This window comes from Kribbella capetownensis, assembly GCF_004331485.1.
Taxonomy (GTDB): domain Bacteria; phylum Actinomycetota; class Actinomycetes; order Propionibacteriales; family Kribbellaceae; genus Kribbella; species Kribbella capetownensis.
In genome coordinates, this window is the sequence record NZ_SJKD01000011.1 from 159,328 (window position 1) to 176,893 (window position 17,566).

The 17,566-nt window shown below is 68.7% G+C and carries 15 protein-coding genes; 6 read left to right on the forward strand and 9 right to left on the reverse strand.

All coding sequences use genetic code 11. From position 1 onward, the window contains the following. The first annotated feature begins 8 nt into the window (after positions 1–8). Positions 9–1,025, forward strand: a complete 1,017-nt coding sequence (locus E0H75_RS37295; protein WP_131518430.1) for a serine hydrolase domain-containing protein — start codon at positions 9–11, stop codon at positions 1,023–1,025. Between the two features lie 100 nt (positions 1,026–1,125). Here the strand turns inward: E0H75_RS37295 and E0H75_RS37300 are convergent, their stop codons facing one another. Both E0H75_RS37300 and E0H75_RS37305 read right to left on the reverse strand, forming a co-directional pair. Then, positions 1,126–1,596, reverse strand: coding sequence for a serine/threonine-protein kinase (locus E0H75_RS37300; protein WP_131518431.1), 471 nt, complete (start codon positions 1,594–1,596; stop codon positions 1,126–1,128). A gap of 114 nt (positions 1,597–1,710) precedes the next feature. Further along, positions 1,711–2,799, reverse strand: a complete 1,089-nt coding sequence (locus E0H75_RS37305) for a neutral zinc metallopeptidase (protein WP_131518432.1) — start codon at positions 2,797–2,799, stop codon at positions 1,711–1,713. 57 nt (positions 2,800–2,856) lie between these two features. Between E0H75_RS37305 and E0H75_RS37310 the strand changes: the two genes are divergently transcribed. Further along, positions 2,857–4,542: a DUF2207 domain-containing protein gene (locus tag E0H75_RS37310; RefSeq protein ID WP_131518433.1), complete on the forward strand. Its 1,686-nt coding sequence runs from the start codon at positions 2,857–2,859 to the stop codon at positions 4,540–4,542. Here the strand turns inward: E0H75_RS37310 and E0H75_RS37315 are convergent. Further along, positions 4,539–5,540, reverse strand: a complete 1,002-nt coding sequence (locus E0H75_RS37315) for a neutral zinc metallopeptidase (protein WP_131518434.1) — start codon at positions 5,538–5,540, stop codon at positions 4,539–4,541. The genes E0H75_RS37310 and E0H75_RS37315 overlap by 4 nt on opposite strands. Positions 5,541–5,570: 30 nt before the next feature. Here E0H75_RS37315 and E0H75_RS45145 point away from each other — a divergent pair, with 30 nt between their 5' ends. Then, positions 5,571–6,014, forward strand: coding sequence for a pentapeptide repeat-containing protein (locus tag E0H75_RS45145; RefSeq protein WP_420323314.1), 444 nt, complete (start codon positions 5,571–5,573; stop codon positions 6,012–6,014). A 935-nt stretch (positions 6,015–6,949) separates the two neighbouring features. On the opposite strand, the gene E0H75_RS37325 is transcribed toward E0H75_RS45145, so the two are convergent. Both E0H75_RS37325 and E0H75_RS37330 read right to left on the reverse strand, forming a co-directional pair. After that, entirely contained in the window at positions 6,950–8,140 is a 1,191-nt protein-coding gene (locus E0H75_RS37325; RefSeq protein ID WP_238163502.1) for a neutral zinc metallopeptidase, read from the reverse strand. Between the two features lie 26 nt (positions 8,141–8,166). After that, on the reverse strand, positions 8,167–9,237 hold the full coding sequence (locus E0H75_RS37330) for a neutral zinc metallopeptidase (protein ID WP_131518436.1): 1,071 nt from the start codon (positions 9,235–9,237) through the stop codon (positions 8,167–8,169). A 102-nt stretch (positions 9,238–9,339) separates the two neighbouring features. On the opposite strand from E0H75_RS37330, the gene E0H75_RS37335 reads away from it, so the two are divergent. After that, positions 9,340–11,019: a DUF2207 domain-containing protein gene (locus E0H75_RS37335; RefSeq protein WP_131518437.1), complete on the forward strand. Its 1,680-nt coding sequence runs from the start codon at positions 9,340–9,342 to the stop codon at positions 11,017–11,019. Between the two features lie 3 nt (positions 11,020–11,022). Here the strand turns inward: E0H75_RS37335 and E0H75_RS37340 are convergent, their stop codons facing one another. The 4 genes from E0H75_RS37340 to E0H75_RS37355 form a co-directional block, all read right to left on the reverse strand. Beyond that, positions 11,023–12,312: a peptidase C39 family protein gene (locus E0H75_RS37340; protein WP_131518438.1), complete on the reverse strand. Its 1,290-nt coding sequence runs from the start codon at positions 12,310–12,312 to the stop codon at positions 11,023–11,025. Positions 12,313–12,375: 63 nt separating this feature from the next. Next, the gene (locus E0H75_RS37345; protein ID WP_131518439.1) at positions 12,376–12,933 is read right to left on the reverse strand and encodes a GNAT family N-acetyltransferase; all 558 of its coding nucleotides are present in this window, start codon (positions 12,931–12,933) and stop codon (positions 12,376–12,378) included. Between the two features lie 31 nt (positions 12,934–12,964). After that, the gene (locus tag E0H75_RS37350; protein WP_202873369.1) at positions 12,965–13,801 is read right to left on the reverse strand and encodes a lysozyme; all 837 of its coding nucleotides are present in this window, start codon (positions 13,799–13,801) and stop codon (positions 12,965–12,967) included. Positions 13,802–13,915: 114 nt separating this feature from the next. Continuing rightward, positions 13,916–15,088 carry a neutral zinc metallopeptidase gene (locus E0H75_RS37355; protein WP_165554319.1) on the reverse strand — a complete coding sequence of 391 codons (1,173 nt, stop codon included), beginning with the start codon at positions 15,086–15,088 and terminating at the stop codon, positions 13,916–13,918. A 73-nt stretch (positions 15,089–15,161) separates the two neighbouring features. On the opposite strand from E0H75_RS37355, the gene cysS reads away from it, so the two are divergent. After that, on the forward strand, positions 15,162–16,598 hold the full coding sequence (cysS, locus tag E0H75_RS37365) for a cysteine--tRNA ligase (protein WP_131518441.1): 1,437 nt from the start codon (positions 15,162–15,164) through the stop codon (positions 16,596–16,598). Between the two features lies 1 nt (position 16,599). Continuing rightward, complete coding sequence (rlmB, locus tag E0H75_RS37370) at positions 16,600–17,559, forward strand: 23S rRNA (guanosine(2251)-2'-O)-methyltransferase RlmB (RefSeq protein ID WP_131518442.1); 960 nt, start codon at positions 16,600–16,602, stop codon at positions 17,557–17,559. Positions 17,560–17,566: the final 7 nt, after the last annotated feature.

Genomic DNA, 17,566 nt, shown 5'->3' on the forward strand with positions numbered 1-17,566 from the left:
AGTAGAGCATGCGGCTTCGGGAGCAGCGTCTGCAGGAAGTCCTCGACTCACTGGTTGCCGCGGGCGCAGCTGGGGTGCTCGTGCAGTACCGCGATGCCGACGGTCCCTGGAGCGGCGCGAGCGGGGTGGCAGAACTCGGCACGCAGGATCCGGTCGATCCGACGGGATCGTTCCGCATTGGCAGCGTCACCAAGACGTTCACCGCGACCGTCGTACTGCAGCTGATAGGCGAGGGCGCGCTGGGCCTGGAAGACAAGGTCGACCGATGGCTGCCCGGCGTCGTGCCTGCCGGCGACGCGATCACCCTCCGCCAGCTCCTCAACCACACCACCGGCCTCTATAACTACACAGACGACCTGCCGGAGGCCGCCGGGATTGTCCGGGACCGATTCCTGCACTGGGAGCCAATGCGTGCGGTCAGCATGGCGACCGGACACGAGCCCTCGTTCGAGCCCGGCGCCAGGCGGTCGTACTCGAACACCAACTACATCCTGCTGGCGCTGATCATCGAAGCAGCCACGAGCAAGCCGTACGCGACAGAGCTCGAGGACCGCATCCTCAGCCCTCTCGATCTGCGGCAGACCTTCCTCCCCGGTGACGACGCCACGCTTCCGGAACCGCATGCCCACGGCTACATGTCAACGGACGGCGAACTGGTAGACATGACCGAGCTCAACACTTCCCAAGCATGGTCCGCCGGCGGGATCGTCTCCACCGCGACGGAGCTCAACCACTTCTACGCCGCCCTGTTGAACGGCGAACTGCTTCGCCCAGCTGAATTCCAAGCCATGCAGATGACCGTGCCAACCGACGCCGCCTTCCACACCGGCGGCTTAGGCATCAGCCGGTTGAGCCTGCCCGGACTGGTCCTCTGGGGCCACAGCGGCGGTATCTTCGGCTACCGCACCTGGAGCTATCACTCGGCCGATGCCACCCGCCAGGTCACCTTGTCCATCAACACCACCGACGCAGCGCCGCCCCAGACCTACGATCTGCTCGTCAGGCTCTTCGGCTGCCAGAACTAGACCGGGGTGTTGATGGAATTGTCTCGGCGCGGGTTCATGGCGGTGAGCTGCGGGGGCATTGGAGACTCCTGCTTCTGGCGGGCTGTGCCGCGAAGCTAAGTCATGTTGCTGGGAACCCTCCCGAGCTCAGTCGTCCAGTCTGTCGACGTCCGACGGAACGAGGGTGGTGGACAGCGCCGAACGGCGTATGCCCTTCGAGTGCCGTGTAGAGCACGGCGCCGAGCGAGAAGACGTCCGAGGCCGCCGCCGGTTCATTGCCGTTGGCCACTTCCGGGGCAAGGTGGGCCGGCGTACCGACGGTGTTACTGTCGGTCAGCGTCGCTTCGGCCCACAGCCGGCGGGAGATCCCGAAGACGGCCAGCTTCGCCGTACCGTCCGTCGTGACCAGGACGTTGCCGGGCTTGAGATCGCGGTGGATCACTCCGGCCGCGTGCACCGCCTGCAACGCCAGTGCGAGCTGCAGACCGATCCGTGCGACCTCGTCCGGTGGCAGTGTGCCGCGGTCCGCGATCAACTCGTCCAGACTGCGGGACGGCAGGTACTCGAGCACCAGCCAGTGCTCGTCGCGCACGCTTCAGCGCGACCTCGCGGTCCAGTTGCCGGTCGTGGGGCACGCCAGACCGATCCCATGCCCCCGTGCCGAGCGGCTGCCCCAGTAAATAGCGGCCCCCGATCAGCCGATCGGTCACTTCACCAGATCCGCCGCTACCGCGAAGGTGTTGCAGGCTTTGTTCTCACCGATGTTGAACCCGTTCTGGATCCAGAAGCCCTGACTGGTCGCCAGGCCGTGGGTCCGCTCGTCCTCCGGAGTGTCCGACGACTCGCCGAAACTGCTGCTGGACTGGCGCTTGAACTCGTCCAGCCGGCCGGTCAGCGGATACGACTGCTCGACCGCCTTGCTGAACACACCGGCGAAGCAGGACGCCTGCAACTCGTTGCGGCGCGACGACTCCAGCTTCTGGTCCGGGTGGTCCTGCAGGTAGACCGCTCGCGCATAGAACAGGCCGCTGACGCCTTGAACGTGATGACCGTACTCGTGCGCGATGGTCATCAGGTACGCCAGATCCTCGGTCGGACCGAACGCCTTGTTCATCTGCGCGACGTCGGTGTACATCACCTGGTTGCCGTAGCAGTAGAAGGCCAGCACCCGGCCGGACAGCGGTTCGAACCGGCCGCACGGCGTGGTCACCGGCTTGTCGAACACGACCAGACCCGGGTCCGGCTTCTCCTGCCCGATCTCCTTGAAGATCGGCCGCCAGGCCTCGTTCAGGCAGCCGAACAGCTTCTCGTAGTACACCTTCTGCGCGGCAAGACTTCCGTCACCGAGGTCGGCAGCCTTGCAGCTCTGCTCCGGCAGCGCACCGGTGTCGTAGATGTCGGCGTGGAGCAGGAAGTCCTCGGCGGTGCCCTCCTGCGGGTGCGTGGTGGCGGTCGGCACGATCGACGGGCCGGTCACACCGGGGCCAGCCGTGTTGTCGTCGCCGTTGCCGCCGGACATGATCATGCTGATCACGGTCAGCGAGACACCGAGGACCACGACGACGAACACGCCGAACAGGATCAGCCGGAGTGCACCGGACCGGCGCGGCGGTGGATGGAACCCGTTGAACTGGCCCGGACCGCCGCCGTAGTACGGCTGCTGCGGGCCCCACTGGCCCTGGTACGGCGGTTGCTGCTGGAACTGCGGTGCCGCTTGTGGAGGTGGCAGAACGCCGGGCGGCGGACCCACCGGCCGGTCCTGTGGACGACCGCCGTAGCCGTACTGGCTGCTCACGGATCTTGCCCTCCTGCCCCTGCACTGGACGAACCGGCACGAGACTACCCTCGACCCATGTCACTGAAGCGCCGCCTCCTGCCGGCCGCCCTGCTGCTGTCTCTGGCCGTCCCGATCGTTGCCCTGAGCACGTTGCCCGCGCAGGCCGCGGACGACAGCATCACCGCGTACTCGGCCGAGGCGACGCTGACGAAGGACGGCAAGCTGCAGGTCAAGGAGACGGTCGACCTGGCCGCCGCTGGCAGCACGTTCAGCCGGACGCTGGCCACGCGGGTTCGCGCGGACGCCGAGCGGGACCGCACGTACGGTCTGAGCGACGTGTCGGCGACGGTGAACGGCCAGCCGGCCCAGGGCTTCCAGAACGACAGCACCGACGACGGCCGCCGGCTCACTGTGAACGTGTCCGGTCAGTCCAAGGTCGTCTACAGCTACACCGTGGACAACGTGGTGGCCGACTCCACCGAGGGCCGTGAGGTCAGCTGGCCGATCCTGCAGGGCTTCGGTACGGCGGTCCCGAAGGCGAGCGTCACCGTCAACGTGCCGTTCGCGACCTGGGTGACCTGCATCGCCGGACGTGTCGGTTCCAGCATGCCGTGTACGTCGTCGCAGCTGGCCGAGTCCGCCGCCTTGCAGATCGAGCAGAACGGCGTACCGGCCGGTGGACGGCTGACGTTCCTGACCGGACTGAGCGACCAGGCGACGGTGCAGCCGAACGCGGAGTTCAAGACCCGCTGGACGCTCGGCCACGCGTTCACCGCCGACTCCAGCACGATCGGCCTCGCAGTGATCGTGCTGGCCATCGGACTGCTCGCTGCGGTGGCACTCTGGTTCCTCCGCGGGCGTGACGCCGGCAAGGTCGTCGGCGGCGCGCCGGAGCGGCCTGTGCTGGACGGCTCCGACGGTCCGCAGTTCGCCGCACCGGACGGGATCCGCCCGGGTCAGGTCGGCACGGTGGTTGACGAGACCGCCGACGTCGTCGACATCACCGCGACGCTGCTGGACCTTGCTGTCCGCAACTACCTCACCATCGTCGAGCTGCCGCGGGAGACACACTTCGGCAAGCTGGACTGGGAGCTGCACCGCCTCAACCAGGGCGGTTCGGAGCTGCTGCCGTACGAGAAGGCTCTGCTCGACGCGGTGTTCGCCGACGGCGACACAGCGGTCGTCTCCGCGCTCGGACCGTCGCTGCGGCCGCGGCTGAATCTCGTACGCGAGCAGCTGTACGCCGATGTCGTCACTCAGGGCTGGTTCAGCAGCCGGCCGGACGCGGTACGGAACCGCTGGACCACTGCGGGCCTCGTGCTGCTGAGTGCGGGCGTCGTACTGACCATCGTGCTCGCCATCGTCAGCAAGTTCGGACTGGTCGGCTTCGCGGTGATGCTGGCCGGGCTGGCGCTCGCACTCGTCGGACAGATCGCACCGGCCCGCACTGCCCGCGGCGCCGCCGTACTCGGCCGAGTGGCGGGCCTGCAGCAGTACCTGGCCAACGAGACGTCGGCAGACCTGCCGCAGAGCCACCGCCTCGAGTTCGCCTCCCGGTGCCTCCCGTACGCCGCTGTCCTCGGGCTGACCGAGAAGTGGGCGCTGGAGATCGCAGCGACCGACGACGACGCCGAAGCGGACGCCGGCATCGGCTGGTACTCCGGTCCGGAGAACTGGAACCTGTCCGACGTCGGCGAATCGCTCAGCAACTTCGTGATGGCGTTCGGCGGTTCGGTGTCCGCCGGCCGCCGGTTGTTCTAACCCACCCGGGCGGGGGCGGCGGTGTAGGTGTTGCAGTAGTTGGGCGACTTGCGGTTGTATCCGGCAACGAGCCACTGGTAGTTGCTCACCCGGTTGCCGTGGGTGTGTACCCGCGGCCGCGAGTAGTCGTCACCGGTGTGGGCGATCAGGAACTTCCAGTTCACCAGCAGCGGACCGTTCATCGGGATGACCGCGGCGTTCGCCCCGAGGTACGCACCGCCGAGGCAGGTCGCCTGGAGCTCACGACGCCGGCTCTCGAGCAGCTTCTGGGTCGGGTTCATCTTCTGTGCCCGGGCCATCGACGCGACCAGGATGCCGGTCAGGTACTGCACGTGGTGGCCGTACTCGTGCGCGAACGTGTTCAGCCGCAGCGCGCGGGAGTAGACGGCGTTGGACTTGAAGTTCTTGTTGTCCACGGCGTACGGGATGTAGATGGTCAGGTTCGTGGCGCAGTACGCCGCCCGGATGCTGCGCTGGATGCCACACGGGCTGGGGATCTGGCCGGCGTACACGACCGCCTTCGGCGGGACGAACCGGATGCCGGCCTTCTTCATCGCCAGCGACCAGGTGCGGTTGAGGCAGGGCAGCAAGCGGTTGTAGTAGTTCCGCGCGGCGGCGAAGTTGACCGGCGCGAACGGCGGCTCGGCGCAGCTCGCGGTGGCGATCGGGCCGATCTTGTAGAGCTTGTTCGCGGTGACGAGTTGGTCGTCGCGCGACGGGACCTGCTCGGTCGGGGTCGGGCTCGGGGACGGTGACTCCGATGGGGACTCCGACGTTGCCGTCGATGGGGTGTTCGTCGCCTGCGGGGTGTCGTCGCCGGCGTTGCGGACGAGCAGGGTGATGCCGGAGCCGACCACGAGTACGGCGAGGACGACCAGGCCGATCAGGAGAGTGCGGGAGTTGCGCTTCGCGCGGTGGCCGCGGCCGGAGCCGGGTGGCTGGGGGATCGGGACGGGCGGGTACTGCCACGTCGGTGCCTGCTGGACGGGTTGACCCATCGGTCCGGTCTGGCTGCCTGGCGTGGCGGCGTGACGGGCGCCGCTGGAGCGAGCGCCTTGCTGGGCGCTCGGCGTGGCGCTCCAGGCCGAGGAGCCTTCCTGCTGTGGTTTACCGAGCTCCGGCGGGCCCCACAGGTAAGACCCCTCAGAGTACGGTCCCCCTTGCTGCGGCGGCTGACCCTGGCCGGGGCCAGCCGCACCGGACTGCGCAGCACGAGACTGAGGCCCAGGCTGCGAGGGACCACCCTGCGCCGGACGGGACTGCGCCGAACCACCCTGAGCAGGACCACCCTGCGCCGGACCGGACTGCGCCGAACCACCCTGCGCGGAACCACCCTGGGCCGGACCACCCTGTGCGGGACCACCCTGGGCAGGACGGGATTGCGTGGGACCGGACCACGTGGGGCCGGCCTGTCCCGGACCACCCTGTGCGGGACCGGACTGTGCGGAACCGGACTGCCGAGGACCGGTTGAAGTGGGACCGGTTGGCGTGGGCCCGGTCTGTCCCGGGCGGGGGCGTGCGGGACCCGCCTGGCCTGGCGCGGATTGTGCCGGACCCGGCTGGCCCGACCTGGACTGTCCTGTGCCGGGGGGAGTCGGACCGGACTGACCTGGTGCGGACTGCGCCGGACCCCGCTGACCAGGACCACCCTGCCCCTGACCACCTTGCGCCGAGCCGGACTGCGTAGCATCGGACTGCCTCGGATCACCTTGTGCGGGACGACGCTGGCCGGGACCACCCTGCGCGGAGCCGGACTGCCCCGGGCCGGACTGCCCCGGGCCGGACTGCCCCGGGCCGGACTGCCCCGGGCCGGACTGCCCCGGGCCGGACTGCCCCGGGCCGGACTGCCCCGGGCCGGACTGCCCCGGGCCGGACTGCCCCGGGCCGGACTGCCCCGGGCCGGACTGGCTCGGGCGTTGTTGGGTGGGCCTCGACTGGTCGGGGTTGGTTTGCCAGGTGGAGGGCTGGTCGGGGTCTACCGGACGGCGGTTGGACCAGCCTTCGCCGAACCAGTTGTTCCGGGGGCGTTCGCCGCCGGACGGGTCCTGGAACTCGCGCTTGGCCTCGATGTCCTCTTCGGTCCACCACTGGCCTGGCTGACCGTCCCGGGCCGGCCGCTCCGGCGGACCGGTCGGCTGATCGCCCTCAGCCGGCTCGCGGTCTGCCGGGTCGTGTCCCGGGGGTGGGTTCCAGTTGTCCGACATCGATACTCCTCACGACCTTGCTGGGTGTAGCCGTCAACGTGATGCATCCGGCGCTGTTTCGGGGTGCCGAAGCCGCGCCCGGTCGGTTCCCTCCGGACAACGATGCACATCCCCGGACATACTTTGCGTGATCCGGGTTCACCCAGGCTAGTCACCCCGGGCGGTCACCGCGCATCAGACCGGTGTCGGGCGGGCATTCCGGTCTACCGAACCTTCCCGGCCGATGCGGCGAAGGTGTTGCAGACGTTCGGGTTGCGGCTGTTGAAGCCGCGGGTGGCCCAGTACTGGTGGTTCACCCCGTCGCCGTGGTCGTTGTTGTAGTCCGTCCAGTGCAGGATCAGCCATTTCCACTGGAACAGGGATTCGCCGGTGACCGGGTAGGTACGCCGGTTGGACCCGATGAACATGTCGCCGAAGCAGGACGCCTGCAACTCCAGCCGCCGGCTGCCCTCGAGTTCGGCTGCCTGGGTCGGCGCTTCGTACCGGATCCGGCTGTTGGCCGCGAGGATGCCGGTCATGTTTTGCACGTGGTGCCCGTACTCGTGGGCGAACTGGTGCAGCATCCACATCCGCGCCCACACCTTCTGATAGGCCTCCGGGTGGCGGTTGTAGTTGCCGATGTCCTCACTGAGGTTCATGTAGATGGTCTCGGTGCTGCCGCAGTAGAACGGCGGACCGGTATCGCTGTAGCTCCCGCACGGCGTCTGGGTGGTCCCACTGAACGACAGCACATGCGGTGACCGGAACCGGCCGCCGGCCTTCGCGACGATCGACGGCCAGGCCTTGTTCAGGCACTTCAGCAGAGTGGAGTAGTTCGCCCGCGCACCGGCTGCAGTGGACGGACGTGACCGGCTCTCCTTGCAGTTCACCGACTTCATGCCCCCGGCCTTGTACAGCTTGTTGCGCAGTACCAGGTCGGCGTCGGTCGGCCCGGGCTTGGGCTTCGGCGTACTGGTCGTCCGCGGCGCGGTCGGCGGCGTGGTCGTCGGCTTGGTCGTGGTCCGGGTCGCCGTCGGCCGGCTGGTGGCAGTGGCCGGCGACGGCTCCTCGGACGGCTCGTACGTCGGGCTGTCGGTCGACGTCGGAATCGACGGACTGCTGTAGGGAGAGTCGTTGTGCTTCAGGGCGTTCGACCCAACCAGCAGACCGATCCCACCGAGTACGACGACACCGAGGATCGCGAGCAGCACCTTCGCACCGCTGCCCTTCTTCCGCGGCGGCATCGGCCCACCAGGCGGTGCACCCCACCCGAGCTGCGGCTGCGGCGGACCGCCGTACCCGCCGAACTGACCGTGCGGTGGCGGCGGACCGCCGTAGCCGCCGAACTGTCCGGGCGGAGGCGGAGGAGGAGGATACTGCCCGGGCGGCGGTGGGCCCCACTGGTTGCCAGACACCCGCCCGACGCTATCCGAGCCCCGGCTCAACTCACTCTGGCCGCCGACGCCGTGTAGGTGTTGCACTTGCTGAGGTTCCGGCTGGTGAACGCCGTCCGGCTCCAGGCGCCGTGGTTCTTCCGGCTCCCGTGGTCCCGGGGCAGCGAGGTGTTGTCACCGCTGTTGTTCACGATGTAGAGCCACTGCCGGTAGAGCGCGCCGGAGATCGGGTAGCTGCCGCGGTTGGCGCCGAGGAACGTGTTGCCCAGGCAGGACGCCTGCAACTCCATCCGCCGGTTCACCTCGAGCTGGGCCGCCTGGTTCGGCATCTGGTAGCGGACCTTGTAGTACGCCGGCAGGATGCCGGTCATCTGCTGGACGGCGTGCGAGTACTCGTGCGCCACCGTGTGCATGGCGAGCGCCCGGGTGAACTGCTGGTTCTGCCGCCAGTACTGGATGTCGTCGGCAACATCCATGTAGATCGTGTGGTTCGACGAGCAGTAGAACGACAGACTCCGGTCGGAGTTGCCGCACGGAGAGTTCGCGTTGCCCACCCAGGAGATCAGTCCGGGCGTCCGGAACCGGCTGCCGGAGGCCTGGACCTGCCGCGGCCAGGCGCGGTCCAGGCAGGCCTTGACCGCGCGGTAGTAGGCCGTTGCCTTCGACCCGTTCCCGAGCCCCGAGCGGGACTCCTTGCAGTTCACCGACCGCTGCATACCGGTCTTGTAGAGCCGGTGGGTGGCGATGAACTGCAATGGGCTGACCTCCTTCGGCGCGGTGGTCGTCCGCGTCGGCCGAGGTGTCGGCGGGCGCGTGGTGGGTGGCGGCGGCAACGAACTGGTCGTTGCCACCGGCACCGAAGGGGTCTCGTACGTCGGAGCGCTGGTCGCAACCGGTCGGGTCACGGCCACATCGTCGTTGTCACCCTGGGCGATCTTGAGCGCGATGATGACCGCGGCCGCTCCCGCGGCGGCGAGCACGCCGAGGACCAGGACGGCCACGCCGCGCGACTTCTTCGGCGGCTGCGGCGGCATCGGTCCCCAGCCGTACTGCGGATTGGCCGGTGGCGGACCGTAGTACCCGGCCTGCTGTGGAGGTCCCCATTGGTTGCCTGACACGCGGCAGACGGTAGCGGAGCGCAGGCTCAACCACAGTTGAACGTCCGTCACGATATGGTGCCCAGGTCAACACTGACCCCTCCGATACGGTGTGATTGAGCAATGCGTCTTCGTCTGCTCGGGCTCTCCCTGTGTGCCCTTGGTCTAACCGCCCTCACCGGCCTCCCCGCCGGTGCGACCGGTTCAAACGGTGCGGCCGACCCGGTCGTGACCAACTTCGACAGCCAGATCCGGGTCGAACGTGACGGCCTGCTCCGGGTTTCCGAGACCTGGAAGCTCAGCAACGTGACCGGGACCTTCACCCGGTTCGTCGTCACCCGTGACCACCTGCCCGACGACGTCGACCACGTGCAGGAGATCCAGGACCTGCAGGTCAAGTCCGGCGGCGAGGACAAGCAGGCCGAGCTGAGCACGGACGGTGACGTCACCTCGATGGCGGTCGCCGACATCAGCGGCAACACCCAGCTGGACTTCACCTACACGGTCAAGGGCGCGGTCGCCCAGACGCTGAACGGCACCGAGGTGCGGTTCGCGCCGCTGACCGGGATCAACCTGACCGTCCAGCAGGCCAACATCGTCTTCAGTACTCCGGAGGTCTCGCACGTCTCCTGCTTCGCCGGTGCGATCGACAGCAACACGCCGTGCACGCTGGCGCAGGTCGGTGAGACGTCCGGGCCGACGTTCCAGCAGCAGAGCCTGCCGCCGGGCAACACGGTCCGGATGACGATCGGTTTCCCCGAGGGCGAGATCGCCGCGAACTCGATCGTCGAGTTCCGCAAGACCCTCAAGCGCGCGTTCTCCACCGACACCGCGCAGCTGATCACCGCACTGGCGGTGCTGCTGCTCGGCTTGATCGGGCTGCTGCTGCTCTACCGGATCCGCGGCCGCGACCAGGTCGACCCGCGCCGCGTCGTACCGGCCTCGCTGTTCAGCCTCGGCAACGACACCCGGATCGACTTCACCCCGCCGTCCGACCTGCGGCCGGGCGAGGTGGGCACGCTGATCGACGAGCGGATCGACCCGGTCGACGTCACCGCGACGATCATCGACCTGGCCGTCCGCGGTCACATCACGATCATCGAGCTGGAGCACGAGACGGAGTACGCGCGACCGGACTGGGAGCTGCGCCGGGTCGCGAACGCGCCGTCGGAGGAGCTGCAGCGGTACGAGAACGTCCTGATCCGCGCCATCTTCGGCGACGCGGACTCGGTGCTCGTCTCGGAGCTCGGCCGCCAGGTGCGGGAGAACCTCGGCCAGGTCCAGGACGCCCTGTACGACGGTGTGGTCAAGCGCGGCTGGTTCAACGAGCGCCCGGACCGGACCCGATCGCTGTGGGCGACGATCGGTATCGCCACCACAGTGGTCGGCGTGATCGCCACTGTCCTTCTCGCTCTGTTCTCTACGTGGGGGCTGCTGGGCCTGGCGGTCACCGCCATCGGCGTCGGCCTGATCGTGGTCGGCCGCTACATGCCGGCCAAGGCGCCGGCTGCTGGACGGGTGCTCGGCCAGGTCGCCGCGATCCGCGGTGAGCTGCTCGAGATGGACGTCAGCGAACTGCCCTCGGACCAGCACGCCGAGCTCTGCTCGCGCGCCCTGCCGTACGCCGTCGTCCTCGGCGGCTCGGAGCGCTGGATCGACGCGCTGGTCGCGACCGACGAGGACGCCGACGAGGACGAGGGCTTCGCGTGGTACCGCGGTCCGCGCGGCTGGCACCTGCAGTACCTGCCGGACTCGCTGCGGAACCTCACCACGAACCTGACGGGCGCGCTCTTCGCCCGCTGAGCTCTACCAGTTGGACTGTGGTTCCCGCGGTGGGAGCTGCAGGCCGCTCGGGTGGATGACGTACACGAGCCCACCCGAGTGCGGCACCCACGCGTTCTCGAAAGCAGTGCGGTCGTACGTCGTCCGTACCTCACCGTTGCTCGGGATCAGGTGCGAGGCCGGATCGTTCACCACCACGTTGCCGGCCGGGTCGAACCCGACGATCACCATCAGGTGCCCGTTGGTCCCGTAGCCCGCGCCCGGCAGGTCGCCCTTCTTGAACGACAGCGACGCGACCAGCGGGATGCCGGCCTTGATGAACTGCTCCGCCTCGGTCAGCGACCGCAGCCGGGTGATGAACCCGTCCACGCCGCGGGATCCGGCGTACGCCGTGTTGAACGGCCAGTTCCCGGCACCGTCGTACGCGTAGTCGAAGACCGACCGGGCCGAGTGGTCCACCTGCGGATCCGCGTCGGCAGGGTCAACCCAGGCCGTCTCGTCGGCGGTCGGTCCGGCACCGTAGTAGTCGAGCACCATCGCCGTCGACGTCGCCGAGCACCACGCCTCGCCACCGCCGTCCCACTGCGGATAGTGCCCGAGATGCGTCTCCTGCGAGTACGTCGGTACGTCGAGAACAATGCCCTCGGCACCGCCAAGGGGGCTCGCGGCAACCTTCTTGTCGTCGGGCAGCCGGGACGCCATCGCCCCGACCGACCGGACCACAGGGCTCTGCGTCGTACCGGTCAGCCGGTACAGGGTCACCTTCAGCTGCCAGCGGTCCAGCCAGTGGCCCGAGGCGGCTGTGAAGGTGTCGACGGCAACGGATCCGTCCGCGTCGCCCTGGCTCGGCACCGAGGTCCGGTGGATGTCGCCGGCCGCGGTGTCGTCCCCGCCGGACCAGCGGCCGAGCACGTACCACTTGGTCGTAGTGCCGGCGTCGGTCTGGCCGGCCATCGAGACCTCGACCCACGTGCCCGGCGGCGTCGTCGCGTTCCAGGACGCGACCAACTCGGTCAGCCCGAAGCCGGTGCTCACGTGCGGCGAGACCCAGCTGGTCTGGTCGTAGCTCTTCGCGGTGCCGTCGCCGAACGGGTCGACGTACGACGTGGTGCCGGTCGAGGTGCCGAAGGTCAGGGCATCGTCGGTGACGGTGGTGCCGTGCTGGGCACCGGCGAGGAAGTCGGTGGTCGACGTCCACGTGCGGTAGGCGATCTGACGCGGCGGCGCGACCTTGGCGGGCTCGCTCGGTAGCGAACCGGCGGTCAGCACGACCACACCGGCGATCAGGGCGGTGACGGAACGGGCGGTGGTCATTCTTCGACGGTAGACCCGAGCCGGTGAACGCGTGCCGCGATCGCGTGTCGCGCGGTCAGATAATTACGAGCGCTTGTCCCACTCCTCGGCGAGCATCGCGAACACGGCCTCGTCGGTCCATCGGCCCTTGAGGAACTCGTTCTTCACGAAGGTCGCCTCGTGCCGCATCCCGAGCCGCTTCAGCAGGCTCGCCGAGCCGGTGTTGGTCGCGTCGAGGCGACCGATGATCCGGTGCATGGCGTAGTCCTCGAACCCGATCCGCAGCAGCTCGATCGACGCCTCGGCCGCGAATCCGTGGCCGTGGAACTCGGGGTGGAAGACGAACCCGATCTCGCCGCCGCGGTGCTCGGCGTTCTGCACGAACAACGACACCTCGCCGACATGCTGACCGGTCTCCCGCAGGATCACCGCGACGGTGAGCGCTTGACCGTCGGTATCCATCGGGACATCGGCCAGCCGGCCGGCGAGGGACTCCTTGACCTGCTCCGGCGTCTTCGGGTCGTACAGCAGGAACCGGGTGACGTCGGGGTTGGACTGCAGCTTCAGCAGGTCGTCGTAGTCGGTATCGCGGTAGCGGCGCAGGGTCAGGCGGTCGGTCTCGATCGGCAGTGAAGAGCTCACCGATCGAGACTATGAGACCGCCGCAACCCAATTACCCGTTGGCGAGGGCAACGAGCCGGGACTGGTCACCGTTGAAACGGTCCTGGTCGATCGGCGTCGAGCTGTACTGCCAGATGGTGTGGAACGGCCAGCCGCCCGGCAGGGTCCCCGGCGCCGAGGCGTAGCGGGCCACCCAGAGCGGGTTGGTCGAGTTGAACGCGGTGCTGTTCCCGGTGCAGCGGCTCCACCAGTCGAGGTTGGTGTAGATCACCGGGTCGCGGCCGGTCCGGGCCTTGTAGGTGTTGAGGAAGTCGCGGATCCAGTTGACCATCGAGGCCGCGCTCAGCCCGTAACAGGTGGCGCCGTACGGGTTGTACTCGATGTCGAGCGCGCCCGGCAGGGTCTTGCCGTCCCGGGACCAGCCGCCGCCGTGGGCCAGGAAGTACGTGGCCTGGTTGGCGCCGCTGGAGTCGTTCGGGGTGGCGAAGTGGTAGGCGCCGCGGATCATGCCGACGTTGTAGGACCCGTTGTACTGCTGGGCGAAGTACGGGTTCGTGTAGTAGTTGCCTTCGGTCGCCTTCACGTAGGCGAACCGTTTGCCGGCCGACCACTGCGAGGCCCAGTTGACGTTGCCCTGGTGGCTGGAGACGTCGATGCCTTCGACCGAGGCGGCCGGGGCCATCACCGCCGGAGCGGCGCTGGTCGTGGTGTTCTGCAGCCAGCCCATGTAGGCGTCGCCGGCCTTGTCGATGCCGTGCTGGCGGGCCTGCGGGGTGGGCTGGTGGGACGCGGTGGACGCGTCGGTGTTCGGCGTACTGGCTTGGGCGGAGCCGATCGAGGCCAGAAGCAGGCCAAGAGTGACGGCGGCACCCGTGAGGACGGACTTCACGGTGAACCTCCACAGAGCGATGAGGGGCGGACAGAGCGCTCGGCGGAGGTTCTACCCGGCGTCGGAAAGAATCAAACCTCCAGTTTGTAGCCGAGGTGATTATTTACCGATCGGCTACTTCACGTACTTCGCCGCGGCGAGATAGGTGTTGCACGATCCTGGGCTCCGGGTGGTGAAACCGGCCTTGGCCCAGCGCGGGATGACGGTCCGGCTGCCGTGGTCCCGGACGGTGCCGTACTCGTCGCCCTGGTGGGAGTGCAGGAAGTCCAGTTCCTTCTTGAGCGATCCGGTGAGCCGGTAGCTGCTCTTGTTCGCGCCCATGAAGACGTTGCCGAAGCAGGTCGCCTGGATCTCGGTACGCCGGCTCATCTCCAGCGACTTGTCGCCGCTGAGTTCGTACTCGAGATTGCTCTCCGCTGCCAGGATGCCGGTCATGGCCTGGATGTGGTGGCCGAACTCGTGCGCCACCGTGTCCGTCATATCCGCCCGCAGCCAGGTGGTCGCCACCGAGTCGTTGCTGTGCCCGCGGTACCAGGTCACGTCGCTGCCGGCGTCCATATAGATGGTCCGGTTCGACCTGCAGTAGAACGAACTCGGCGCATTCCCGCTGCAAGGCGTGGAGACGCTGCCGGTGAAGGCGATCAGATGCGGCGCGACGAAGTGGGCCCCGCCCGCGTTCACCTGCTTCGGCCACGCGCGGATCAGGCAGTTGAGCACACTCGTGTAGTACTTGCGCGCGTTCGCCATGCTGTTGGCCCGGGACTTGGACTCCTTGCAGTTCACCGTGTTCTGCACACCGGTCCGGTAGAACCGGTTCTTCGTGACGATGTCGGAGTCCGACGGCGGCGGAGGCGTCGTCTTGGTCGGCTGCGGCTGCGTCGTTCGGGTGGCCGGCGCGGTCGGGACCTTGGTGGTGGGGATGTACGTCGGTCCCTCGGTCGGCTCGTACGTCGATGACGTCGGCTCCGGCTGGGTGTAGTCGTCACTGTTGTGCTTCAGCATGCCGCTGAGCACCGCGAACCCGACGATGGCCAGACCCACGATCGCGATCGGCAGCACGATCCAGCCCGCCTTGCTCTTCTTCTTCGGCGGCGGGAACCCGTTCGATCCCCAGCCGAATCCCGGCCCCGGCGGCGGTCCCATCGGCGGTCCCATCCGCGGTGGACCCTGCGGTGGACCCCAGTACTGCGGTGGCGGACCTGGTGGCGGTCCGTACTGCGGGGGTGGTGGGCCCTGGTACGGCCCCGGCTGTTGCGGCGGCGGGCCGTACGGTGGCTGGTTCGGCAACGGATTCCTCCTGACAAGTGCTCCTGCCGGTATTTTGTCAAGAGGGAGTGCCACTTCCCGTTACCCTTGACCGGTGACACTTCGCTTGTACGACACCATGACGGCAGCAGTGCGGGATTTCGAGCCGGTCCATCCGGGCAAGGTCGGGATCTACCACTGTGGGCTGACGGTGCAGGGTGCGCCGCACGTCGGGCACATCTACAAGGAAGTCGTCTTCGACGTTCTGCGGCGCTGGCTGGAGCGGTCCGGCTACGAGGTCACCGTGATCGCGAACGTGACCGACATCGAGGACAAGATCCTCGCGAAGTCGGCCGAGCGCGGCGTCCCGTGGTGGGCGCACGCCTACGAGTTCGAGCGCGAACTGCACTGGTCGTACGACGTCCTCGGCTGCCGCCCGCCGACGTACGAGCCGCGCGCCACCGGTCACATCCCGGAGATGATCGAGCTGATCGACGAGCTGATCGAGCGCGGCCACGCGTACGTCGCCCCGGACGGTTCCGGCGACGTCTACTTCGACATCCGGTCCTGGCCGTCGTACGGCGAGCTCTCGCACCAGAAGATCGACGACATGGAGGCCGCCGAGGACGCGGACCCGCGCGGCAAGCGCGACCCCCGCGACTTCGCGCTCTGGAAGGGCTACACCGAGGACACCCCGCGGACTGCCTCCTGGCCGGCGCCGTACGGCCGCGGCCGCCCGGGCTGGCATCTGGAGTGCTCCGCGATGGCGGGCAAGTACCTCGGCGACGAGTTCGACATCCACGGCGGCGGGCTGGATCTGCGGTTCCCGCACCACGAGAACGAGCTGGCCCAGTCGACCGCGGTCGGGCGCAAGTTCGCCCGGTTCTGGATGCACAACGCGCTCGTCACCACCGCCGGCGAGAAGATGTCGAAGTCGATGGGCAATGGCGCGATCGTGCGCAACGTGGTCCAGCGGGTCCGGCCGATCGAGCTGCGGTACTACCTGGTGCAGTCGCACTACCGCTCGGTGGTGGAGTTCTCGTTCGAGGCGCTGGACGAGGCCGCGAAGGGGTTCCAGCGGGTCGAGGGCTTCGTCACCCGGGCGACCGAGGTGACCGGTGGGGTCGAGCCGGCCGCCGAGCTGCCGTCCGACTTCGGCGCCGCGATGGACGACGACCTGGGGACGCCGGCGGCGTTCGCCGTACTGCACAACACCGTCCGGGACGGGAACAAACTGCTCGCGGACGGCGATTCGCCCGCGTTGCGGGACGCCCTGGCCGCGGTGCGCGGAATGCTCGGCGTCCTCGGGCTCGACCCGTTGGCCGAGCCGTGGGCGTCGCGGTCGGACGTCGGCGGCGAGCTGACCGAGGTGGTGGACGGGCTGGTCAAGGCGCTACTGGAGCAGCGGCAGTCCGCCCGCGAACGCAAGGACTACGCCGCGTCGGACGCGATCCGCGACCGGCTGAAGGCGCTCGGCGTCGTCGTCGAGGACACGCCGCAGGGACCACGCTGGTCGCTGGCGGCACCGACTACAACCGACGAAGGAAGCTGACGTGCCGGGAAGCAGCCAGCGCAAGGGCGCCATCCGCAAGAAGCCGCGGGGCAACCCGACCGCCGGATCCGGTGGCCGGGTCCGCCGCGGTCTGGAGGGCAAGGGCCCGACCCCGAAGGCGGTGGACCGGACCAAGCACCCCGCGCACAAGCGGGCGAAGGCGAAGGAGCGCGCCAACGAGCGTGAGCGCAACCGCCGCCCGGCCCGCAAGGACAGCGACTCCACCGTCGAGTGGGTCTACGGACGCAACCCGGTGGTTGAGGCGCTGCGGGCCGGAGTGCCGGCCGCGGCGCTGCATGTTGCCGAGGGCACCGAACGGGACGCCCGGCTGCGGGAGGCACTGCTGCTCGCGGTCGAGCACGGCGTCTCGGTGCTCGAGGTGCCGCGGGCCGAGCTCGACCGGGTCACCGCCGGCGGCGCCCACCAGGGTGTCGCGGTGCAGATCCCGCCGTACGAGTACGCGCATCCCGACGACCTGCTCGACCGCGCGTACGCCGCCGGCGAGGTGCCGCTCGTGGTCGCGCTGGACGGGGTGACCGATCCGCGCAACCTGGGCGCGATCACCCGGTCCGCGGCGGCCTTCGGTGCGCACGGCGTACTGGTGCCGGAGCGCCGGGCGGCGTCTGTGTCGGCGTCGGCGTGGAAGACATCGGCCGGGGCCGCGGCACGCATCCCGGTGGCGCGGGCGACCAACCTCAACCGCGCGCTGAAGTCGTACAAGGACGCCGGCCTGATGGTCGTCGGCCTCGACATGGGTGGCGCTGTCGAGCTCCCCGACCTGGACGTCGCGACCGAGCCGCTGGTCCTGGTCGTCGGCTCCGAGGGCAAGGGCCTGGCCCGGCTGGTCCGCGAGAACTGTGACCTGATCGTCTCGATCCCGATGACGTCGGCCACCGAGTCCCTCAACGCCGGCATCGCCACCGGCGTGGCCCTCTACGAGATCTCCCGCCGCCGCGCCTGACGACACA

Excerpts from the sequence above, each read along its gene's own strand:
- E0H75_RS37295 (WP_131518430.1), top strand. The coding sequence starts at position 9 with ATGCGGCTTCGGGAGCAGCGTCTGCAGGAAGTCCTCGACTCACTGGTT.
- E0H75_RS37335 (WP_131518437.1), top strand. The coding sequence starts at position 9,340 with ATGCGTCTTCGTCTGCTCGGGCTCTCCCTGTGTGCCCTTGGTCTAACC.
- E0H75_RS37310 (WP_131518433.1), top strand. The coding sequence starts at position 2,857 with ATGTCACTGAAGCGCCGCCTCCTGCCGGCCGCCCTGCTGCTGTCTCTG.
- E0H75_RS37315 (WP_131518434.1), bottom strand. The coding sequence starts at position 5,540 with ATGGGTCAACCCGTCCAGCAGGCACCGACGTGGCAGTACCCGCCCGTC.
- E0H75_RS37340 (WP_131518438.1), bottom strand. The coding sequence starts at position 12,312 with ATGACCACCGCCCGTTCCGTCACCGCCCTGATCGCCGGTGTGGTCGTG.